This window comes from Paenibacillus agricola, from assembly GCF_011440305.1.
Taxonomy (GTDB): domain Bacteria; phylum Bacillota; class Bacilli; order Paenibacillales; family NBRC-103111; genus Paenibacillus_S; species Paenibacillus_S agricola.
The window spans coordinates 46,903-70,238 of record NZ_JAAOIW010000008.1; the positions used below are offsets into that span (position 1 = coordinate 46,903).

At 48.3% G+C, this 23,336-nt stretch carries 18 protein-coding genes; 8 read left to right on the forward strand and 10 right to left on the reverse strand.

The features are described 5' to 3' along the window. Nucleotides 1–184: 184 nt before the first annotated feature. The 3 genes from G9U52_RS21055 (at nt 185) to G9U52_RS21065 (ending at nt 4,459) form a co-directional block, all read left to right on the forward strand. Complete coding sequence (locus G9U52_RS21055; RefSeq protein ID WP_166152632.1) at nt 185–2,230, forward strand: DEAD/DEAH box helicase; 2,046 nt, start codon at nt 185–187, stop codon at nt 2,228–2,230. A 198-nt stretch (nt 2,231–2,428) separates the two neighbouring features. Then, the gene (locus tag G9U52_RS21060; protein ID WP_166152633.1) at nt 2,429–3,019 is read left to right on the forward strand and encodes a guanylate kinase; all 591 of its coding nucleotides are present in this window, start codon (nt 2,429–2,431) and stop codon (nt 3,017–3,019) included. 246 nt (nt 3,020–3,265) lie between these two features. Beyond that, a complete protein-coding gene (locus G9U52_RS21065; RefSeq protein ID WP_166152634.1) occupies nt 3,266–4,459 on the forward strand; it encodes a virulence factor in 1,194 nt (397 codons plus the stop codon). A gap of 95 nt (nt 4,460–4,554) precedes the next feature. Here G9U52_RS21065 and G9U52_RS21070 read toward each other — a convergent pair whose 3' ends face one another. Then, nucleotides 4,555–5,472 carry an MBL fold metallo-hydrolase gene (locus tag G9U52_RS21070; RefSeq protein WP_166152635.1) on the reverse strand — a complete coding sequence of 306 codons (918 nt, stop codon included), beginning with the start codon at nt 5,470–5,472 and terminating at the stop codon, nt 4,555–4,557. A 139-nt stretch (nt 5,473–5,611) separates the two neighbouring features. On the opposite strand from G9U52_RS21070, the gene G9U52_RS21075 reads away from it, so the two are divergent. Together G9U52_RS21075 and G9U52_RS21080 are read left to right on the forward strand one after the other, a co-directional pair. Further along, the gene (locus G9U52_RS21075) at nt 5,612–5,797 is read left to right on the forward strand and encodes a hypothetical protein (RefSeq protein WP_207953111.1); all 186 of its coding nucleotides are present in this window, start codon (nt 5,612–5,614) and stop codon (nt 5,795–5,797) included. Between the two features lie 176 nt (nt 5,798–5,973). Continuing rightward, nucleotides 5,974–6,174, forward strand: a complete 201-nt coding sequence (locus G9U52_RS21080; protein ID WP_166152637.1) for a toxin-antitoxin system YwqK family antitoxin — start codon at nt 5,974–5,976, stop codon at nt 6,172–6,174. 318 nt (nt 6,175–6,492) lie between these two features. On the opposite strand, the gene G9U52_RS21085 is transcribed toward G9U52_RS21080, so the two are convergent. Together G9U52_RS21085 and G9U52_RS21090 are read right to left on the reverse strand one after the other, a co-directional pair. Continuing rightward, nucleotides 6,493–8,649 carry an ABC transporter ATP-binding protein gene (locus G9U52_RS21085; RefSeq protein ID WP_166152638.1) on the reverse strand — a complete coding sequence of 719 codons (2,157 nt, stop codon included), beginning with the start codon at nt 8,647–8,649 and terminating at the stop codon, nt 6,493–6,495. Nucleotides 8,650–8,698: 49 nt separating this feature from the next. Then, nucleotides 8,699–10,441 carry an ABC transporter ATP-binding protein gene (locus G9U52_RS21090; protein WP_166152639.1) on the reverse strand — a complete coding sequence of 581 codons (1,743 nt, stop codon included), beginning with the start codon at nt 10,439–10,441 and terminating at the stop codon, nt 8,699–8,701. A gap of 347 nt (nt 10,442–10,788) precedes the next feature. On the opposite strand from G9U52_RS21090, the gene G9U52_RS21095 reads away from it, so the two are divergent. Then, nucleotides 10,789–11,070 carry a hypothetical protein gene (locus tag G9U52_RS21095; RefSeq protein ID WP_166152640.1) on the forward strand — a complete coding sequence of 94 codons (282 nt, stop codon included), beginning with the start codon at nt 10,789–10,791 and terminating at the stop codon, nt 11,068–11,070. 75 nt (nt 11,071–11,145) lie between these two features. On the opposite strand, the gene G9U52_RS21100 is transcribed toward G9U52_RS21095, so the two are convergent. The 5 genes from G9U52_RS21100 to G9U52_RS21120 all read right to left on the reverse strand — a co-directional run bounded on the left by G9U52_RS21100 (nt 11,146) and on the right by G9U52_RS21120 (nt 19,774). Beyond that, a complete protein-coding gene (locus G9U52_RS21100; RefSeq protein ID WP_166152641.1) occupies nt 11,146–13,464 on the reverse strand; it encodes a helix-turn-helix domain-containing protein in 2,319 nt (772 codons plus the stop codon). A 145-nt stretch (nt 13,465–13,609) separates the two neighbouring features. Then, complete coding sequence (locus tag G9U52_RS21105; protein WP_166152642.1) at nt 13,610–16,099, reverse strand: alpha-glucuronidase family glycosyl hydrolase; 2,490 nt, start codon at nt 16,097–16,099, stop codon at nt 13,610–13,612. 19 nt (nt 16,100–16,118) lie between these two features. Further along, nucleotides 16,119–17,729, reverse strand: coding sequence for an extracellular solute-binding protein (locus tag G9U52_RS21110; protein WP_166152643.1), 1,611 nt, complete (start codon nt 17,727–17,729; stop codon nt 16,119–16,121). A gap of 156 nt (nt 17,730–17,885) precedes the next feature. After that, on the reverse strand, nt 17,886–18,797 hold the full coding sequence (locus tag G9U52_RS21115) for a carbohydrate ABC transporter permease (protein ID WP_166152872.1): 912 nt from the start codon (nt 18,795–18,797) through the stop codon (nt 17,886–17,888). Nucleotides 18,798–18,805: 8 nt separating this feature from the next. Next, entirely contained in the window at nt 18,806–19,774 is a 969-nt protein-coding gene (locus G9U52_RS21120) for an ABC transporter permease (protein ID WP_166152644.1), read from the reverse strand. Nucleotides 19,775–20,066: 292 nt separating this feature from the next. On the opposite strand from G9U52_RS21120, the gene G9U52_RS21125 reads away from it, so the two are divergent. Both G9U52_RS21125 and G9U52_RS21130 read left to right on the forward strand, forming a co-directional pair. Continuing rightward, on the forward strand, nt 20,067–20,885 hold the full coding sequence (locus G9U52_RS21125) for an HpcH/HpaI aldolase family protein (protein ID WP_166152645.1): 819 nt from the start codon (nt 20,067–20,069) through the stop codon (nt 20,883–20,885). 53 nt (nt 20,886–20,938) lie between these two features. Next, a complete protein-coding gene (locus G9U52_RS21130) occupies nt 20,939–21,403 on the forward strand; it encodes a NanQ anomerase/TabA/YiaL family protein (RefSeq protein WP_166152646.1) in 465 nt (154 codons plus the stop codon). Between the two features lie 175 nt (nt 21,404–21,578). On the opposite strand, the gene G9U52_RS21135 is transcribed toward G9U52_RS21130, so the two are convergent. Both G9U52_RS21135 and G9U52_RS21140 read right to left on the reverse strand, forming a co-directional pair. Next, entirely contained in the window at nt 21,579–22,418 is an 840-nt protein-coding gene (locus G9U52_RS21135; protein ID WP_166152647.1) for a carbohydrate ABC transporter permease, read from the reverse strand. Then, nucleotides 22,415–23,332, reverse strand: coding sequence for a carbohydrate ABC transporter permease (locus tag G9U52_RS21140; protein ID WP_166152648.1), 918 nt, complete (start codon nt 23,330–23,332; stop codon nt 22,415–22,417). The genes G9U52_RS21135 and G9U52_RS21140 overlap by 4 nt, the downstream gene beginning before the upstream one ends. Nucleotides 23,333–23,336 lie beyond the last annotated feature (4 nt).

Genomic DNA, 23,336 nt, shown 5'->3' on the forward strand with positions numbered 1-23,336 from the left:
TGACGTTGATTGTGAGGGAAGCTGGTTTCTTTTTCCTACCGATTCCTGTAGAATGCAAGGTAAGAGCCTTGAAATTTACGCACATTAAATGGTTTGGTCTAGATAAGCCGGTTTGCACGTATAAACTGCAGTTGCAAGATGTGATCAAGGAATGAACCAAATAGATGAAGGAGATTAAACAACAATGAAATCCAATTTTACCAAGCTAGGTGTTAGTGAAGAGCTAGCAGAAGCCTTAGCACAGCAAGGCTATACCGAACCCACGCCAATCCAGAAGGAAGCAATTCCCGTCGTTATGGCTGGGCACGATGTTATTGCGCAAGCCCAAACTGGGACTGGCAAAACATTAGCTTTTGTATTGCCTATACTGGAAAACTTCGACCCGGTCAAAAATTACACCCAAGCGCTGATCATTACGCCAACCCGTGAACTGGCACTTCAAATTACAGCCGAGGTACAAAAATGGGCTCCGCTCAAAGGAATGAACGTACTCGCTGCTTATGGGGGTCAGGATGTCGAACGGCAGTTAAAAAAGCTGGCGGGCACGATTCACCTGATCATAGCGACTCCAGGACGCCTACTAGACCATATCCGCCGGGAAACGGTCATGCTGGGAAAGGTAGCTACCTTGGTACTCGATGAAGCCGACCAAATGCTCCATATGGGCTTTCTTAAAGATGTTGAGGAAATCATCATACAAACACCTGTCAAACGGCAAACCTTGCTATTCTCCGCCACAATGCCCACACCGATCCGTAATCTCGCCAAAGGCTATATGAGATCCCCACAGGAAATCAAAGTAAAAACGAGACAAATTACTTTAACGGAAATTGAACAAATTGCAATTAAAACCACAGATCGTGGTAAACAGGAAGCACTTGTTCATTTAATGGAGGAATTCCGTCCTTATTTGGCAATGATTTTTTGTCGCACTAAGGTGCGGGCTGCCGAATTGAATAAGGCTTTGCAGGATCTGGGCTATGTTTCTGATGAGCTGCATGGTGATTTAACGCAAGGTAAACGCGAGCAGGTCATGAAAAGATTTCGCGATGCCAAAATCCAATTCCTTGTAGTCACCGATATCGCATCGCGTGGCCTTGATGTTGAAGGCATTACTCACGTATTCAACTATGATATGCCCCATGATACCGAGGCTTATATTCACCGGATTGGCCGCACAGGGCGGGCAGGACAACGCGGCATGGCGGTCACGATGATTACGCAGCGCGATATGCGCACGCTAGCGGAGATTGAGCAAGGCATCAATGCCGAGCTGCCTATCCGTACCATGCTAGCTGATGGCGAGCTAAGCGCCGAGCAAACAAGCGGCCGGACAGGCGTTGTTGCACGCAGGGGCGTGACCGACCGCGTCAGCATGAGCAACGAACGCTCCGAGCGCTCAAGCGGCGGACCGCGCGGGCGTGGCGGCAGCCGCAGCGATGGCGGCGAACGGCGTGGCGCGGCGCCAAGCGGCGCACCGGCACGAAGCCGTAGCGGCTTCGGCGGGCACACCGCCGGCGTACGCGGCGGCGCGCGTGTAGACGCGGGCGGCTGGCGCAAGCGTGAGGGCGACGATGCAGGCGCAGGCGGCGAGCGCTCGGCACGGGCCGGCGGCGCACGCGGCGGTGAAGTTGGGCGTGGGCGCTTCAGCGCGGAACGCGCAGGCGGTACCGCGGCGGGACGCACACGCACAGGCGGCAGTGCAGCGGGCGGCGCAGGCAAGCCGGAGCGCGCAGAGCGTGGCGCGGCGGCGGGCTATGGCGCCAAACGCGGCGGCAGCGCACCAAGCGGCGGACGCGCCGATGCGGAGCGCGGTGGTAGCGGCGGTGCAGGAAGAAGCCTCAGCGGCATCTTCGGCAAGGTCGGCGCTCCGAATCGCAATAAAGACCGCGAATACGGCTCCCAAGACCGTGGAGCCGGCGCGGCTAGCCAGTCTGATTCCAGCACCTACCGGTCTTCTTCAGGCCGCAGCAGTAGCGGGTCGGACGCAGCACGCCCATCCCGCGATGGCGGTGAATGGACGACCAAGCGCGATGCCCAGCAGCGCGGCAAAGCAAGCGCAGGCCGCGGAGCAGCGGGAGCAGGGCCACGCAGCAGCGACCGTTCTGCAGGCGGCGGACGGCAGGATCGCCCGGCGTCCGGGAAGCACGGGTCAGCCCCCGTCAGCAGGGCAAGCCGCCCAAGCAGCGGAAGCAAGGGCAGCGGTCCGCGAGGACGTAGCGGACGTTGAGCGTTGGAGCTAGGCAATAGAAACTGAACCTGTGGTATTACCTTGAAGCTGATACAGCTTCAAGGCTTTGCCACCTGGTTGCAACATGAATATGGTCTGGGTGTAACCTGGTTTGAGCTCTTTACCCTAAGAAGAAAACCATGTAAAATATAGTTCATATCCATAGTCCTTAATATTGCCAAACCTAGGAGGGCTTCTATGTACGAATTAAAAGATCATGATATTATTTTTGTCTTTACCGGCCCCAATGGCGCCGGACGAAAGACTGTAGCGCAAATGTCAGGTAATACGCTAGGCATGAGGCAAGTGATTTCGTACACAACAAGAGCACCCCGATCAGGTGAAGAAAATGGACAGGATTATCATTTTGTAGACCGAGAAGTTTTTGTTGCAGCCCAGCAGGCCAACGAATTTATTGAAGTCATTGAATTAGACGGTAATTGCTACGGGGTTAAGGAGCAGGACTTGGCTGACATGCTGGAATTATACGGTGTGGTCTATCTCGTCCTTAACAAAGATGGGGCTGAAAACGTCAAAAAACGGTACGGTCGAAAAGCGACCCGCATTTTTATCTATGTAGATCGTCAAACGATTATCAAACGTGAGGAATTGCGTGGAGAATCGGCTGATATCATTGAAAGATCCACAGCGCATTATGATGAAGAGCTTGCCTACAAAGAGCAATGCGAGCATATTTTTGAAAATCTCGATTTGGCACATACGGTTTTCGATTTAACCAAAACGTTGGATGAGCACTATTTACACCGTAATTTAGTGGATAAGGATTAAATACGCTAACCGGCTAGCTGCACTTAATAATTAATCAAATCATGTGGAAGCTCACATACTAAAAAGACCGGTGCCAGCCTTGCAGGCACATACGGTCTTTTTTGGGCTCCACACTATTTTCCGATTTTCCAATTTCTGATTACGATTATTTTCTGATTACGATTATTTTCTGGTCATGCCCCCCCATGCATATTTGATGGAGTCAAATGCTGATTTTAATATGGTTTTAAGAAAGGTGGCCCTTTCATGCACATTGTGTCCATAGAACCGACCCCTAGTCCCAATACGATGAAAATCCAAGTAAACGAACGGATTCCCGATGGCATCCGTACTACGTACGCCAAAGCTAACACGGCTGCTGCGCCTGCTTTTATCCAAAAGCTACTCGCCATCCATGGCGTCAAAAGCGTTTACCATGCCGCTGATTTTATTGCGGTTGACCGCATGGGCAGCGCAGATTGGCAGCCAATCCTTGCGCACATTCACGAAGCGCTTGGCGGTGCCTCTGCTACGATACAGCCACCAGATCTGGCCAGCAGCACCAACTCCCAAAGCCAAGCAGCAGGAGAAGGGTCTCAAGAGGATGCCCACTTCGGTGAAGTGCAGGTGCTGCTGCAGCATTTCCGCGGGATTCCGCTGCAGGTGCGTGTCCAAAGCGGCATGGAGCAGCAGCGCGCAGGACTGCCTGCCCGCTTCAATGAAGCGGCTATCCGCGCCGCCTCTGCTTCGCCCAACCTGATCAAGGAGCGAACCTTGGAGGATTGGGGGATCCGCTACGGTGAGCTTAAGGAAGTGCTGGAGGAAATCACGCAGGAAATTGATGCTGCCTACGATGAGTCCCGGCTGCAGTCCTTGGTTACCCAGGCGCAGCAGCTCGGGGGGGACGTGGTTGAAGGCGTTGCTGCTGTGAGCTCGGCGGGGCGTGCAACTTTATCCAAGGCGGAATTAGTGCAGCAATTGGCTGATCCCGATTGGAAGCAGCGGTATGCTGCCCTCCAGCAGGTTAAGCCATCGGCAGAAACCCTTCCGCTGCTGACTCACGCCTTGGAGGATGAAAAGCCTTCGATCCGCCGGCTCGCCGCGGTTTTCCTGGGTGATTTGAAGGATACCATGGATGTCCTTCCTTATCTGCAACGAGCACTTGATGATAAATCTGCATCGGTCAGGCGTACCGCTGGCGATACCTTATCGGATATCGGCAATCCCAATGGAATCCCTGCGATGATGAAGGCCTTGCTTGACCCTAACAAGCTGGTCCGCTGGCGCGCGGCGCGTTTCTTGTATGAGGTTGGCGACCAGCAGGCGCTGCCTGCCCTGCACCAAGCCGAAGATGACGCCGAATTCGAAATCCGCATGCAGATTAAATTGGCTATTGAGCGAATCGAAGGCGGCCATGCCGCTGAAGGGTCCGTCTGGCAGCAAATGACACGAAGGTCTTAATTGCAGGCTGAGAGAGAAAAGCTTGAACATAAACAAAAGCGATGGAGACCTATTTTGTTAGGCTCCACCGCTTTTTTGCATGTCCCGAGCTGCCACTATACAAACAAAGTTTCTCCAAGCAAAAGAATTTTGAGCCTCTCCCGCTCCAATTGCAGCCTTTTCCATTCTGCCTGCAACAGCCCTAACGCTTCCTCAGGCGTATCATTGGCGAGTTTAAAGGTGCCGTAATGCATAGGGATAAATGTGTTCGCCTGCAAATCCACAAAGGATTTGACCGCCTCCTCGGGCGACATATGGGCATTGCTCATCACTTGCACCGGGTCATAGGCTCCTATGGGCAGGATCGCTTGGTCAATATTGAATCGCTCCCCAATCTGCTTGAAGCCTTGGAAATACGCGCTGTCTCCGGCAAAATACACGCTTCCTTCGCTTTCTCTGCCTTTAATGACCCAGCCTCCCCAGTGTGACGTGTTGGTATCAAAAAATGTACGCCTTGTCCAATGCTGAGCGGGGACGAATGTAAATTCGACTCCATTGATTCTTGTGCTTTCCCACCATGACAGCTCCGTGGATTGTTGGAATTTTTTGCGCATAAATAAGCTTTTCAAGCCCACCGGAAGCAGGTATCTGGCGCCTCTCCCGATTTTTTTGATAGTCGGAAAATCCAGATGGTCATAATGGGCATGTGAGATTAACACCACATCGATCCGCGGCAAATCAGCAAAAGGGATGCCTGGCTCCGTCAGCCGCTTTTTTATCCCCATCATTTTGGCATACACAGGATCTGTAAGTATATTTACATTATCTATTTGGATAAGGAATGTAGAATGCCCAATCCAGGTTATGGTCGTTTTATGGTCGTTTTCCTTAAGCAATTCGTTATGAATTTGAGCATGGTGGGGGATAAAATAGGAACGGGACATCTTCTTCTTTTTTGTCATCCACTTGTAGACATGAAGAATAGATTGCTTGTTTTTTTTAATATTATCTAAATTCGTATATCTGATTTTCATAGTTCCTCCTATGCCCCTTGCCCGTTTGTGGGATGCTTCTTCAACTATAGCCTTTTCTTCACCCTGACGCAAAGCAAAAATGCTGCCTTTTACGCTATTAATTGCTGGAATCTCGTTTTGCCGTAAATAGAAAACTGCTATGATGGAAGAATACCTGGCAGACGATGAAGGAGAGATTAATTTGCGCAAACCGATTGATGCCTTTATGCTTGCTACGCTTACAGCCCTTGCAACGGCTATGCTGTCTAGCAGCCTGCTGTTTCCCCCCATATACAGCATCCGCCGCTTCGTCAAAGGAACAAAAACCCATTCAATTAGTTATTAACGGAGAAGTGCAGACTTTGACGCAGCCGATCCTCATGTTTCATGATATTTCTTATGTTCCAGCACGACTTTTTTTGAGAAGCTAGGCTATTCCGTCTCTTGGGACGATAATTCAGGTGCCCTGTCAGCTAATAAACTGGGCACTACGGTACCCATACACCAAGGACGGATGTTTTATTGGTTAATCAATTGGTCGTGCGGATATCACAATTTTCCATGCTAGAGGACAAAATGCACCGTGAATATACGACCGATGGCTGCCTGTATTATGAAGGCGAGTTCCGCAGCGATAATAAAGAGGGCTACTGCAAAATTTTCTATGCCGATGGCACGCTTTATTACCAAGGGAGCTTCCGTGAGGTGGGGATGTCACACTAGACCAATATCTGCATGAGCGTAGATAAGACCTTGCTGCACCGCGCGCAGACCCCAAAAGCGCGGTGGGACAATATGTGTGGGCAGTCAACCACACACGCCCCAAAAAGCACCGTAAGCAGATAGCGATAGCCGCCTCTGCTTACGGTGCTTTTTGGGTTATGGCAGCCTGCTGCGGCTGTGCCAAGCAGGCTCACTTAGCATGAGCCTGGCCTGCCTGGCTTAGCTTGAACATGGTTTTCACAGCTTTAGTTAGTTTAGCTTGGCCTTTGCGAGCTTACTCTGGCTGGGTTTAACCTAGCCTTTAGGCTTGCCTCTCTGCTAAGCCAATTGTCCGGCAGGATCCTGCTCCCCGCCCTTCTGCAGCTGGTACATCTGGTGGTAGCGGCCCTTTTGCTCCATTAGCTGCTCATGGTTGCCGCGCTCCACGATTTCGCCGCGGTTGAGCACGAGGATCAGGTTTGCATCGCGTATTGTCGATAGCCGATGCGCGATGATGAAGGTCGTTCTGCCTTCACTAACCACATGGAGCGCCTTCTGGATCAAGCTCTCAGTTTCGCTGTCGATGCTGGCGGTCGCTTCGTCAAGAATTAGGATTGAAGGGTCAAAGGCAAGCGCACGCGCAAAAGAAATGAGCTGCCTTTGCCCGGCTGAAAGTGTGCTGCCGCGTTCTACAACCAGCTCATTGTAGCCGTTAGGCAGCTTTTCGATGAACGATGCCGCTCCTACATCAATGAGCGCCTGCTTGACTTTATGCTCATCAATCGCTTCGTTATATAAGCCTACATTAAACTTGATATCGCCCGCAAATAGGAACGGATCCTGCAGTACGATCCCCATATGCTTACGAAGCGCTTGCTTGGATGTTCCGGCGATACTGCGCCCGTCGATGCGAATCTCCCCTTGGGACGGTTCGTAAAAACCTAAAAGCAGATTCATAATCGAGCTTTTGCCTGAACCCGTATGGCCGACCAGCGCCACGGTTTCGCCTTTGTTCGCCTCGAAGGTAATACCGCGCAGCACCGGCTCCCCTTCCTTATAACCAAAGGTTACATTATCAAAAGCGACATGCCCATCCGGCTTGGCAATGCCAATGGCCGTCTGTAGCTCCACCCCCTCCAGGTCAAGGATGTAAAACACCTTCTCTGCCGAAACTATTGCACGTTGGGCGTTCGTCAGCTGGTCAAAGATACCAATAATCGGTTGGAAAAACCGCCCCAAATAATCAATAAAGGCATAAAATACACCAAATGAAATCGCAGCCTGCAGCGATTGCCCACCAAAATACCAGATCGTGCCCGCTGTAAATAAAGAGCCCACCAAACCGGTGAAATTCCGCGAGGATAAAGAAAACACCCGAAAATTTTTCATATTACTGCGGTATCTGTCTTCATTTAACACTTCAAATTCCTTCAAGCGTGCCTTCTCTTGGCGAAATATTTGTAGGATCGGCATCACGGCAATCGATTCACTAATCATGGCGTTCATATCGCTTAAACGGGCACGCATGACCGTAATATATTTTTGGGAAAACCTTACATGTAACCACATTACCACTATAAATAATGGAATGAACACCAATGTGACCAAAGCAAGCCGTACATCAAGCAAAAATAAGGCTACATAGATACCCATTAGATGGATGATGCTTACCACGAACGTTGCCATAAAGCTCATAAACAGGTCGCGGATGGCCTCTGTATCATTGGCGATACGGGAAACCACCTGGCCTATCGGGGTGTTATCGAAAAAGCGCAGCGGGATTTTTTGGATATGCCGCATCAGGTCCATTCGCATCCGTTGAATGATCCGCAGTGCCGTGGATTGCAGCGTATACGCTTGGATATAGTGCAAGATGCTGGAGAGCAGAAGCAGCCCGATAAATAATCCCAGCCAGCCCATAACAGGAGCAACCTCATATTGGTAGAGGAGCGCCACTTGCTCCGCGGAGAGCTTACGCGCTGTATGCAGCTCTGGTGCTGCCCCATTACGAATCACCTGCACCGTTACTTGCGTTACATCCATCGTTGGCGTTGCATTCGTGCCAGCGGCTGTACCTGGGACTGTCCCCTGGCTTCCGGCATCTGGCACCAGCGACCAATTCCCGTCAAATTGCGTGGTGGAATTGATCAGGTACATACCACTTTCCAACTGCATAAAGCGGACTTCCCTCCAACTAGGAGCAAGCTGCTTTCTTGCTTCCTCCTGATCGGGATGCTGCCAATCACTGCGAATATAGCGCAGCCCGTTTAATTCTACGTATTTTCCACCTGATACAAGAGCCGGGGAATCCTTCCCTTCATACCAAGGCAGCTGTACACTGCTGATATGTTTATCTATAATCGTTTTAGCTATGTAAGGTCCTCCAAGCTCGGCGGCAACTGCACAGCAGAGCACAAGCAACGCTGCTGCAATACGAAGCTTATAGATCATCGCGTAAGCGGCCAGCCTTCTGATTACCGTTTGTTTGGGTTCCATGATTCACTTCCTTTCGCGCTTAGCGCTGTTATCCAAGCTTTGCCTTGCTTCAGCCCGTGAGGCTGGCTTCCATCTGCTGACGGTCAAACTGCTCTTTGTACCAGCCACCGAACAGCATCAGCTGCTCATGCGTGCCTTCTTCAATGATGCGCCCATCATCCAGCACAATCGTCCAGTCCGCATGCATAACAGCCGACAAACGATGTGTGGCGATCACCGTCGTTTTACCTGAACGCTCCTTGCGAAGATTGGCCAATATCGCGCTCTCCGTCCGGGCATCAACCGCTGACAGTGAATCATCGAGGATTAATATTTCCGGATCGACCAGTAAAGCTCTCGCAATGCTCACCCGCTGCTTCTGGCCTCCAGAAAGCATAACCCCATTCTCGCCAACAATCGTATCCAAGCCTTCGGGAAGCTGCTCAACATCCTTCGTGAAGGAGGCCATCTCTACAGCTTTACCAATCTCTGCTCCAGTAGCTTCGGGTTTGCCTAAGGCAATATTATCGCGAATCGGCTTGGATAAGAGCAGATGCTCTTGTGGCACATAGCCCATCCAGCCACGAACCTGCGCAAGCGAAATTTGCTCCAACGGAACCTCGGAGATAAACAGCTTCTCCGGCTCAATCGGATACTGCCGCAGCAGCTGCTTGAGCAGTGTGCTTTTGCCGCTGCCTGTGCGGCCGACAATCCCGAGGGTCTGCCCACGCTCCAGCTGCAAGGAAATATTACGCAAGCTATCGTGTTGGGAGCCCGGATAACGAAAGCTTAAAGCTTTCAGCTCAATTCGGCCAGGCCGCTCCACGTCCACGGTCGATACAGGGTCCACAACATCGGCCTGTTGGGCAAAGCTGACCGCTAATCGGTCAACGGAAGCCGTCCCACGCTGCAAAATATTTATAAACTCGCCAAACGCAATCATCGGCCAAATCAGCATGCCTAAATAAATATTGAAGGAAATCAGCTGGCCCAGCGATATTTGGTTATGAAACACCATATAGGAGCCGTAACCAATGCCAATCGTATAGCTTAACCCCACAATCGTTGAAATGCTAGGATGGAATAAAGCGTTGATCGCGGCTACCCTCATATTTTTGTTCATAACATCTTTGGTCACTTCATCGAATTTGTTAATATCATGCTCCTCTTGGACATAGGATCGAATGACTCGCATGCCGGAGATCGATTCCAGCGCATGGTCATTCATCTTGCCGAAGGAGCCTTGGGCTGCCACAAAACGTTTACGCATCTGCTTCCCCAGAATGCTAATGACGAACGTCAAGAAAGGCAATGGAATCAAAGCCGCTAGCATCAGCTTGTAGCTGATTAGCGATACCATCGTAATGAGTACAACGGCTGTGCCTACTAACGTATTGACCAAGGTCATGACCCCATACCCCGCCGTCTGCCCAATCGCCAAAACGTCATTGGTGGCAAGTGCCATCAATTCGCCCGTCGTATTTTTCTGGAAAAACGAGGGTGACATCTTTGTCATATGCTGCAATAGCCGGCCTCTCAGCAGCCTTTCAAGCAAGATGGAATTACCGAACAGCGTCGTTATCCATATGTAAACCATGATGTAAACAAACACGGCCAAACCCACCAACAGCAGAACATTCCGGTACAGCTCGGGCTGCGTCAAGCCGCCTGTCCGTATTTGGTCGATGACGTTACCGATCATTTTGGGTGGAATAATACTTAATATATTCACCGTAGCCATCAGCACAATGGCCATCACATACCTGCCCCACTGCTCTTTAAAAAACCACGACAATCTTCCTATAAAAGACACGGTTATTCCCCCTTTGCGATTAACTTCATGAATATGTGCATCTACCTACCATACCATATCCAAGAGTTTCCGGCATGGGAATTTATGTTTAAAATTAATCATTCCGCTTACCTCCAGCATTATAACCATTTACAGGGTACGTAAAAACCAACATGCAGCTCATGATATGCAAAAAGAAACCCATACCGTTTCCGGCGAGCTTCTTTAGGTTATATTGGGAGTTATCAGGCTTTTTCCCATCCTGCTGACAACGTATCAGAACCCTAGCTGTAATAAATATCACAGACTCCATCCCTGTTTTCCTGTATGATGTTTATAATTAGATTGGTTAAGGAAGGTGGCATATCATGAAAAAAGAACATATTATGCATTTTAAGGTCATACGCCGTAATGAAACCCGATTGGCCCGCGGGCTTATTTATTTGGAAGAAAATCAACAGCCATCGCTCCAAGATATGGAACAGTGCCTCAAGGACTGTGGACACCAGGTACAAATAGTAGATAAGGACAATTATATATTCAAAGCCCAGTTGGGTAACGAAGAGTACATGATTGATGTTATAGAAGACTATGATAAGCATGTCCGCGATATCGGTGCCGAAACCCTGGCGCGAAGCTTCTTAAAATAAATGATTTCAATATTCCGGTGGATACTGCTGTTGATCGGCTTTCGTTAAACGACACTCACAACAGCGAATAGCGACTTACTTTTTCATGTTCCGATAATGATTGGGCGTGATCCCCTCGTATTTTTTAAACAGCCTGATGAAAGTTGTTCTGCTGTAGATTCCGACCTTTTGTGAAATGTCACTAATATTCAAATCGGTCTCTACTAGAAGCTCCTTCGCCTTGGAAATGCGGAAATGGCTAATATATGTGGAGAGATGGACATTCGTTTTCTCAAAAAACATTCTGGAAATATATTTGGTGGACACCCCCATCTCTCCCGAGATTTTCTCCAGATAAAGATCGTGATGATAATTATCTTCGATGTACTTAATAATCGTTGAGGTGAGCGAGCTCGATTTGCCCTGATCCTGAGCAGAGGAATGCTGAATAATTTGCTGGAAGAAATCGAGCAGCAGACGTTTTTTATCATCTATGCCCAGATGAGGATCGGACTTTTTCCGCAAAGCCGTGTGCTCCAGCTCTTCAGCAAAATTCTGGGGATTCAACCCCTTCTCCGCCAAAAAACGGCAGCCAGTGTGATACATCTCTGACAATAAAGCAGATACTATCGAATGCGCCCCTGTCAGCTTGTTTTTACTGATGATACCCTCGATTTGGTGCTCCAGACCTTCCAGCTTCTGTGCCTTCAGACAGTTTAAAATCATATTCTCATCCATAAATGAATACGAATACAGCATGGCTACAGGAGGAAGCTCCTGGGCTTCGTCCATCTGAAAATCCTTATTGGCGTCAACTGCTTCTACTACATGCATAGCATCCGCATAAGATTTCACAATGCCCCGAATCTCCTTATAGATATTCCCAATCCCAATGTGAATATAGCAATATTGCGAATCATAGCGAAATGTATCGAGCAATAGCTCAAGCCCCATCTTTACCTGCACCAAGCTATCTTCTTCCTGTACATTGACGACAGCGATATACAAGTTTTCTTTTTCCTCAAGGATATGGGCATTGACATGCGGATTGATTAATCCCCAAATAATTTTCTTAATCTTATCAAGAATAATAAGCCGATCGGTATCTTGGATGTCGCTGTAAAAGGCAGGTTTAAGACCGAATTTAATATTGCAGCACACGTATGCGTTGTTGTTGAATTGAAGCTGGTCCACCAGCATTTTATGCAGATCTCTTTCGTTGACCGCGACGCTGCCGTGAATATAGTTCAGCAGGGCTTGATCCATATACTCCGTCGAAATAACCTCAAGCTCATTCTTGAATTTATGGTTAAATTCGATGAGTTGATGAATGCCTCTACCAATAAACTCGAATTCATTGGCTACCCCCGAGCCATTCGACGGCTCGTTTAGCTCGCTCTTACTCAATAAAATGTCACTTATTCGCTTTATCGGGTTGTATAAATTAAAAGTGAATATGAAAGAAAACAGAATGCCGACCACGATTAGAACGAGGCAAATGATCACAATTAACATCACAAAATAATTCGTTTGCTCTTTAAAATCAGACACGGGCGTGATGGAATAATAGTTCCAGCCATAGCTTTCCGACTTGACGTAATTAACGATGCAATCGATATTGCCAATTCGGAGCTCGCCATGCTGAACCTTACCGGAGCTGAAGAACTCACTGATTTGCCGGATCACTTGGGCATCCAGCAGGTTTCGGTCACTGCTCTGAATCAGATTGTTATTCGTATCGGTAACGAGAAATGAGGTGGATTCGGTAACAGCATGATTAAGAACCGTCTTTTTAATCATATCCACGGAGATTGTCGTAACCAGAATGGCCTTATGGCCGTTAACCGTATTCATAAACACGAGGGGAACGATGTTCTTATGTACGCCATTGTTGAGCGTCACTTCGGAAGCTTCCAAGACCTCGATGGATTTCTCCGTGTTGAGCTTGTTTTTCCAATATTCCTTATTGTATTTCTGAAAAAAAGAACCTTTTTCAAAATAGTAATCGAAATCATCGAGCCCCTGGCCTGTATACACCTTTTGGTCATCTGCAAATAGAAACAGATTATCGATTAAGGCGCTGAGGTTATTAGCCACTCTGGAAAGGGTATCGGGAATTTCGGGGATGCGTACACGCTCCTCTAATGTATACTCGTCGTAGGGCAGCAAAAGTGGCTTCTTCTCATAGAAAAAGTTCAGGCTGGTTTCTTGAACGGTGCGCAAATAAATTTCAATCGTATTGGCGGATGATTGCAAGTTCATTTGTATTTTCTGGGTGAACTCATCTTGCAAGCGACTACTAACATTGATATAAAAAACCGCCCCTATAATAATAATAGGGAGCAGTAGGGAGAGGAAGTACAGCAATATTCGAAAAAACAGCGGATTTAAGGTGGGGATACGTTTCTTATTCATTAGCATAGCTGCTTATTTCCTCTCTACAATGCGCGGCGACCGAGTGATTATTATTTATTCATACTAATGTATGGATCGACCTTCTGTAAATGCCCTTGGACGATAAGTTCATTAGCCGCCGCTGCATCCTATTTCCGGGTAGCGGTTATGCTTGAATACTGTGCTGACGCAGAATCCAGATTTCGGCAATATTCAATCGTTTGAACCCTCGTGTGCGCTGAAAAGTTAACTTCAATTTCCCGTCCGCATGCGCCTCCTGCGGGATGGGGGATTCGTGGGTCGTTGCCATTCCTTGCTTGATACGAACCTCATCCTGAAGCAGATAGCGGTCATTAGCCATCATACTTGCCCAATAATCCCTAGACAGTTCAGCATCAACGGTATCTCCGACATAAACAACCTTAACGGTGTAGCTCGAATGCGGGTCCAGATGATCGTAGGTAACATGAATCGGCGTATCCGTTAAGGTATTGATATGATTGACCCAAGCAAGCGGGATACCGCCAAGCGCGTCTTGCTTCTCTTTCTTCATCTCCAGCAAATAAATCGATGGTGCTGTTCGAGGAGAATACAAATATCCGGGGTCCACTTCCCAGCCCCTGCCCGGATCGACCCGATTGGCACTAGAGCTCGAACCTAAATTGTCATAGTAGCCCCCCGGGCCGGGATTGGTCCGGTTAAGTAACTGACGGATCTGCGCAAGCCTTGCTTCCTCATCTGCCAGCTCTTTAATCAACCTGCATTGGGTATATAGCCAATTTGCATTATTTAAAGGGACATCGATCGTATCCATAAAAGCACCTCTGCCGACGGAAATCGCAAAATGGCGTTCTACCGTGAGCTGCGAGCCAATATTGGCGAACAAGTCGTCAGCCAGATCACTACATCTCTGCTTGTAATCCTGCGCAACCGGCTCCGTGACCGAAAGCTGCAGAAGCTGCCCCACCCGCTCCAGAGCCGCAAGGCTGCCGGACGAACGCGCTCCGCGCAAAGCATCCTTGGCCTTGTACTCCAGCTCGGTTTCATAAATCAAACGCCGTTTGACGTAGGCGTCGTAATAAGCCCGCAGCAAGCCCATTTGAAACCGGTAATTGTTCAGCACCTGCGGAGGCGCATCCTCCTCGAGCTGCGTCCATTGCTGCAGCGTCACCTCAACATGGTCATTGACGATAAGCGGGCCGACCCAATTGGCTTCCAGTGCCATCAGACCCTGTGCAACGGTTTCCGCATAATCACAACCGATAAACAGCCGGGCAAAATCCCTTAACGTCTCTATGACTGGCGTATCGGAATTCCAATCCTGGTCGCTCCAAATAAATTTGTTCACATCATCGTTAATTCCCTCTGAGTACGAGATATTGCCGTCCGCATAAGGGGCGAATACATTGTGTATATGCTTTTGCGCCAACGGTCGCGGGTTATAAGATTCTCTGCCCGCAGTCAGCGCCAGAGACAAATCCCAATCCACTACCGGATACTGGCAGTGGAAGTTATGGGTGATGTCCTCATAGCGCCGAATCTGATATTTTTGCGGGATTCTCGCGCGGTAGTCAGGTAGCGATTCGTCAACATGCGGTCCGAACACAACGCCTCCGAGCCATTCCGGTTCGCGTTCCACCTGTTTGTAGAAGGCCTCCAGCCAAGGCCTCGGCTCATACTTCATTACCTGCGGCGACAGCCATATGCTTGCCGCGGGGTGGTAACGCCGCAGCAGCTGTGACATTTCCTCCGACCATTCGAAGAGCGGATCGGGATGCATCCCTCCTGGGTCGCTCCCGGGAATCATCACGGCGTCAATTCGTGACAGCTTACTGAATATTTCTTCCCTTTCAGCTAGCTCCAGCTGCCGTACCTGAGGATCGGCATAATCATCAGCCATGTTTGGATACCAAATCCATACATGCATCCCGTAGGAATCGATGATGGCGGACAACTGGATCATCATCTCGCTTGGATCGACCTTCATGAGCGGTCCTATGGCGTCATCGTCCGTACGGGGGGGCATAATCTCGATACTATTAGCCCCGAATAGCGCCAATTCCCGGATGTATTGCTCATACTGCTCGACGGTCCAGGCATCGTAAGCATTCGTTTTAGGACGGTATCCCAGCTGATGGCCGCGAATCGGATAGCGGGGCGAGCTCGCTTCTTTGTAAGCTTCGTCGAATCGGATTGACTGCTGCTTCAACAGCGCCTTGCGCAGAAACTTTCCTACTCCGTATAAGACACCCCGGGCATCCGCGCCGATAATAAACACGGTAGCCAAGCCTGCTGTACTCACAGCCTGCAGCACATAACCTTCCGGCTGCAAGCTGCCCACAAGCGCGGGCAGTGCCTCGGTCGCGGTAATCGTCTCGCTTGCGAAGCTTGTCAGGTTTCCGAGGTTTGCGAGACCTGCGAGGCTTGCCCATGTGCCTACGATAATGTGCGGCGTAAGATGAGCGGAAGGACTCGGACATTCATCGGCACCCGCATTCTGCGTGTCACGTTTGTCGTACGTATGACGCAAAGTTACGTCTGTACGCTTCGCTATTTCCTCAATAAGTACTTGAACGGCTTTAGCTTCTGCTCCGCTAGCGCTCTCAGCGCTGACGACCACAGCCGTCGTTAAATCGATAGTCGGTTTCATCGCCATCGCCATCTCTCCCCCTTACTTATGGATTACTTTTCTTGTAACGATCATTGGCTTCGTTGTATATCTTCTCAATTTCGGTGGAACCGCTATCCTTAAGCTTCTGTGCAAAGCTATCGAAATCACTCATCGGTCTGACACCCATGACGAATTTATCTATTTCCTGATTCACAATGGTATCTACCTTCGACAGAATGGTTTTCAGCTTGTCAATTTCCTCATCCGTAAACGGTGGTGGTACTACCTCGCTAACGTAACCGTTCTTCGGAACGATCATTTCGCTCCATCTTACCAAATCCGGCGTTGACGTTATTGCCATCGCATGCTCGTCAACATTCAAAGCGAACGCCAGAAAACCGACACCCAGCGCGTTCTGCATATTGCGGAAAGGATCCTTGGCAGTGGCGAACTGCTTCATAATGCTGTCATCAATGACCGGCTTGCCGTTTTCCATCTTGAAGTGCTCTCCTTCAATCCCATAATTCGTTATCAAGGTACCTTCATCGCTGTACATCCAATCCAGAAATTGGACGGCTGCTTTCGGATTTTTGATTTTCGAGTTAATTGTAAAGTGATGCAGCCAGTCTTTTTTATACATCGAATTTCTGGTTTTACCAAAATCATTCTGCATGGGCAGCAGCATCTCAAACTGCGCATTAGGGTTTGTCGGCTTCAAGGAAGCATTGAATTGATCTCCAAAGCTGTTGTTATCGAAGTAGAATAACGCTCGGCCCGAGCTTAGCTTTTCTTTCATATTGTCACCGGTATTGACGGCATAATCGGGATCAAGCAGTTTCTCCTTATACAGCTTATTCAGGAATTCAAGCGGCGATTTGAACTCGGCGTGAGCCGGACCGTATACATACTCCCCCCCATTAACATCGGGATCGTAATACACCTTGAAACCCGATCCCATGGCAAATCCCATGGAAATAAGCAGGTTGGCCGCTCCCTCTCTATTGGTGAACGGAATTTTGTCCGGGTACGCTTCCTTGAATTTTTTCAAAACACGGTACAGGTCATCGTAGGTTTTGGGCACCTCCAGGTTTTGCTCCTTGAGCAAATCCATACGAATCATCGGTGCCTGCGCCAGCTGCAGCTTCCAGTGACCCAGCAGTGGGAACCCATATAGCTTCCCGTTAACCTGGCCTTTGCCAATTTCTTTATTTTCCTTCATCAGCCGCTTAATATTGGGCGCATAGTCCAAATAATCGGAAATCGGCAGAAACATTCCGTTCTTGGCGGCTTCGTTGAAATAGGGCTTACCGTTGGGCACCCGCATAATATCCGGCAAATTGTTAGTGGCGATCAATGTTTGCGCTTTCTGATCATAGTTGGCGCTAGGAACAGGCTCCAAATCCAATTTCACATTCGTTTTCTCGAATATATGCTTAAATACTGGCGCATCCTTTACGATTTGCGGCGAGGAATCCGGTATCATCACCTTAAATGTCACCGGTTCATCCAGCAGCTTGCCGCTTTTCTTCTCACCTTCGGTTGTGGTCGCTGTCGGTTTTGTGGTAGTCTGCTTGTCGCCAGCCGCACTGCTGCCTTTTGTATCCGAGCAGCCCGCCGCTCCGAGTAAAACGATAGATAAGCAAACCAGCATATATACGGTCTTTTTTGTATGCATCTTTACCCCTCCTGAATGTTAGTGATGAAAATTATTAATCGCATTGACTTATCATACCGTGAAACGTAGGTATCCACTGCCTATTGGTGGGCAATCACCCCTTTCACTGGACTTGCCTAAACTGGATCCCCACTTTACTACGCCGCACATCAGAGGTTACCCTTTCAACGATCCGACCATGGCTCCTTGAACAAAATATTTTTGAATGAACGGGTACACCGCAATAATCGGTAAAATCGTAATAATGATAACGGCGTATTTCATATTCGTCTGAATCGTCGTTAAATCCCGTGATACGTCATTGCTACCTATACTCCCGTCAATCAACATACTTCGCATAATAATCTGTACGGGATAAAGCTCATTATCAAACAAATAAATCATGGCTGGGAAAAAACTATTCCAGTGCCATACCGCATAAAACATCGTCATTGTGGCAATCACCGGCAGGGAAAGCGGAAGCACGATTCGCAGGAAAATGGTCAAATCGTTCGCCCCATCCATATAAGCGGATTCGTGAATTTCGTTCGGTATATTCTGAAAAAAAGTTCTCATAATGATCATGTACCAGACATTAATAGCTGGTGGGATTACAATAGCCCATATGCTGTTCGTCAATTGCAAGCTGTTCACAACTAAATAGGAAGGAATCATGCCTCCGTGGAACAACATCGTAATAATAATGAACAGGGTAAACAGCTTTCGCCCATACAGCTTGTTTCTTGACAGCGGATAAGCGCACAGAGCGGTTGCACACACATTAATGAATGTACCCACCGTCGTATACAGCAGCGTATTTCCATATGCGCGAATGATCGAGGCATCGGATAAAATCATTTTATACGCATCCAAATTGAAGCCAATCGGGAACCATTTGACCTCACCTCTTATGACGTAAAGCCCATTGCTGACCGAGACCACCGTCATATAGTAAAGCGGATACAAAAATACTAATACCATAGCAATCAATATCACATAGATGGCACAATCGAATAACAAGGAGCCGAACGTGGGCTTGATACCGCCTCTTAGCTTCGGTCTTGCTGCCACTTTCTTGGCGACTTGCATGTTGGAGTCTACCATAGGCTTGTTTCACTCACCTTCCGGGCAAATCGGTTGGCCAGTACGACAAAACAAAGGGCGATGACTGACTGAAACAACTCAACCGCCGTTGCATAGCTAAAGTCATTGCCGAGCAAGCCTCTGCGATATACATAAGTCGAGATGACATCTGCAGTCTCATAAGTAGGGCCAGTGTACAACAGCAAGATTTTCTCATAACCGATCGACATCACATTGCCCAAGTTGAGCAGGAACATCACCGTAATAACAGGGGCGATTCCAGGCAATGTAATATGACGGATTTGCTGAAAACGGTTGGCTCCATCAATGGTGGACGCCTCATATAGCTGAGGGTCGACGGAGGTGAGTGCGGCCAGATAGATAATCGACCCCCACCCGATACCCTGCCATATTTCCGAGCTGATATAAATCGTCCGAAACCAATTTGCATCCATCAGGAAGGAAACTGGCTCCAAGCCGATGAGCCCGATCAAGCGATTGATCATTCCTTCATTGGATAGGAAATTGATCACCATTCCGCAGACTACTACAGTGGAAAGAAAATGCGGTAAATAGCTGACCGTCTGCGCGAATTTCTTGAACACCTTAATCCTTGCTTCATTTAAAATAAGCGCCAAAATAATCGGAGTCGGAAAGTAGAAAATGATCATAAATACATTGAGCAGCACGGTATTGCGTACAAGTATCCAAAAATAAGGATCGGACATAAAGTCGCGAAAATGAAACCAACCCACCCATTCGCTTCCAAATACGCCTTTGACAAAATTGTAATTCTGAAAAGCGATCAACAAACCAAACATCGAACCATACTTAAAGACAATAAAATAAATAGCCGGCAGAAACAGCATCAAATATAGATACTTGCCTTGCTCAATCAGCTTTAGCCGATCGGCTATTTTGGATGATAACGCTTCTTTACTCGTTCTCGAATTTGTTACTTCGGGTAACACTTTTCCCGCCATGGATACGCCTCCTTGTTCCCAACACTGTCGGTCTATGCCTATATTACAGCGGCCTCTGCGTTTTAGATACGTCCAATACGAGCAAAAAAGTTTCATTTTCTCCCTCTCCCTGATTTGTTTCAATAATCTACCCTGTGCCGATTTTCGCCCCTTTTGCCAAGGACGATATCTGAAACAGCCGTGAAAACTGGGCGATTGACCCCTGTTCGTAGTGCTTTTACAATCGAATTATCATGATGAGCATATGCTTACGAAGTAAGTTTTCTACGAAAACGCTAAAGGAGGTTAAACCATGAATACGCAGGAGCTTAAAGTAGCTTTGAAACATGGAAATCGGGTTTACGGAACATGCATCACTTCACCGTCTCCTAAACTGCCCGGACATATCGGACAGCTGGGTATGGACTTTGTATTTATCGATACGGAGCATATCAGTATTGACCGTCAGGAGCTGTCATGGATGTGTCACGCCTACAAGGCACTCGGTCTAGCCCCACTAGTGCGAATTCCATCCCCTGACCCTTATGCTGCAACCATGGTGTTGGATGGGGGAGCAAGCGGAGTGATCGTGCCTTATGTGGAAACCGTAGAGCAGGTTCAAGCATTGCGCGGTGCTGTCAAGTACCGTCCGCTGCGGGGCCAGAAGCTGGAACGAATTCTGGACGGAACCGAGACTTGCAGTGAAGAATTGGGTCGCTACCTGCAAGCATATAACCAGCAGAACCTATTGATCATCAACATCGAAAGCAAACCTGCTTTGGATGCTTTGGATGATATTTTGCAGGTACCCGATATAGATGCCTTGCTCATTGGTCCCCATGATCTCTCCTGCAATCTGAATGTGCCCGAGCAGTATGACCATCCTGTGTTTCTACAGGCGGTTGATGAAATTATCGACAAAGCCCGAAGCCATGGAATCGGTGCAGGCATCCATTACTGGATGGGTACGGATCGTCACATCGAATGGGCGAAGCGTGGTATGAATATGATCATTCATAGCTCCGATATCACCACATTTATTGAGTATTTGGGAAATGACCTTCGCACGATTAAGCAAGCCCTCGGCGATGGCGAGCGGGCAGCCTTCCCTCCAGAGAGCGTCAATATTTAGAGTGAGCATCGTACTGGTATGTGCGGGCATCAGATTCGGGAAAGGATGATTGAATGATGATTTTCGATAGTATGAGCAACGCTTCCCTGTACTACGGTATCCATCCGGGAATCGCCAAGGCGCTGCGATTGTTGCAGGAGAAGCCGACAGCTGCCTTGGAGCCAGGCAAATATGAAATTGACGGCAGCCGGATGTTTGTACTGGTGCAGCAATATGAAAGCAGACCGCTTCAGGCCGGCGTATGGGAAGCGCATCATCGTTATTTTGACGTGCAGTATGTAACGCAAGGTACGGAGCTGATGGGTGTCGCACCCATTGAACGGATGGAGATATCCACGGCCTATGACGCGGCGACCGACTTTGCTTTGTATGCGGGGAACGGGAGCTTTTTCGAGCTGGCGGCAGGCTATTTCACCATCCTTGCGCCACAGGATGTACATATGGCTTGCATCGCCGTAAAAGATCCGCTGCCAGTGAAAAAACTTGTCGTAAAGGTGGCTTTAGAATACGGGGAATGATGGGTGGCTTACCTAAAGTGAGCGTGGAGGTAGGCTAGCTTTCGCTTGCCCATAATCTGCTCAAGGCAGCAGCTGTGGACGAAAAACGAAAACAGGTTAGGCAGAATCATCCTCTGCCCAACCTGTTTTCGTTTTTTTCATCATTTCAGATGAGTGTGTGGGACAGCCTCACCCCTTAACCTTTAATACCCGTGGTGGAGATACCCTCCACAAAGTATTTTTGTGCAAAGAAGAACACCAGAATACAAGGAATTACAGCGACTACCGACATGGCCAGCACTTGGTTCCAGGCTACGCTGGTCGAATTATCGAGCGCCATGCGCAATCCAAGCGCCACGGTGAATTTTTTTACACTGGTAATGTAGATCAGGGAATTGAAGAAATCGTTCCACGTCCATATAAACTGGAAGATCGCTGCTGAAATTAAGGCCGGCATCGACAAAGGGAGCAGAATACGGACAAGAATGGTGAAAGAATTGCAGCCATCCATTTTGGCCGACTCATCCAGCTCCCTCGGCAGGCCGCGGAAAAATTGAATGATCATAAAGATGAAAAAAGCACTGGTCGCAAGCATGGCTGGAACAATAAAAGGCAGATAGCTGTTCAACCAGCCCAGGTTTTTGAACAAAATATATTTAGGAATAATGACTACGGCATTCGGCAGCATTAACGTTGATATCATCAAGGAGAACAACAGCCGTTTGAATGGAAAGTTAAATCTGGCAAAGCCATAGGCAACGATGGTACTGGACAACACCGTAAAGACCACGGTAGGGATAACGAGCTTGAACGTGTTGATAAAGAACAAGCTAAACGAATATTGACCGGAGCCTACCCAGCCCTTTTGATAACCATCCCATAGAAAACGATCTGGCCACAGGCTGAGCGAGCCGAATATTTCTTCGTTAGATTTGAAGGATGCCGTGAACAGCCATATTAATGGATAAATCATAATGAGACCAAATAAGCACATCAACAGGAACGTAATTGAGTTTCTAACCGATTCCGATTTCATCGCTTATCGCCTCCATCTTCATAATGGGCCCATTGGGAGGACGATTTGAACACGAGGGCCGTGAAGATCATAATAATGGCGAACAACACCCAGGAAAGCGAGGACGCATAACCCATTTTCAAAAACTTGAAGCCTTCATCATAAATCTTCATCCCGAATAGATAAGTCGATTTAAGCGGCCCGCCGTCAGGCAAAATTACGAAAGCACCCGTAAACTCCTGAAATGCGTTGACGATTTGCATAATCAAATTAAACAAAATGATGGGCGTCAACAAAGGCAAGGTGACCGAAAAAAACATCCGTATTTTGGAAGCTCCATCCACTCGCCCTACCTCATACAGTTCGCTTGGAACCTGCTTTAATCCCGCTAGGAACAATACCATCGATGAGCCAAACTGCCATACATTCAGCATGGAGATTGTGTACAGAGCAATATCCGGATTGCCAAGCCAATCCACACCTGGGATATGGACCGTAGCCAACATCTGGTTAACGATTCCGTCCTTCATGAACAGAAACCTCCACAGGACGGCGATGGCTACACTTCCTCCAAGAATAGAGGGCAAATAATAAACGGTTCGAAATATATTCACGCTTCGCAGCTTGGTTGTCAAAACCACCGCAACGAACAAGGCGAACGCCAGCTTAGCAGGAACTGCAATCAGCGTGTAAATGAGCGTAACCTTTAAGGATTTGTAGAACATCTCATCCTTCGTAAACATGTCGATGTAATTTTTGAAACCGATGAATTTGGGCGGGTTGATGAGATCAAATGATGTGAAAGAGTAGTAAAAGGACATCAGAAACGGATATAGTTCCAAGCATAGGAAGCCCAGAATCCATGGGCTAATGTAAAGCAGGCCGACATATTGGTGTTTTCTCTTTATTTTAACAGTAGGTTTCGTAGTTGCCATTTTT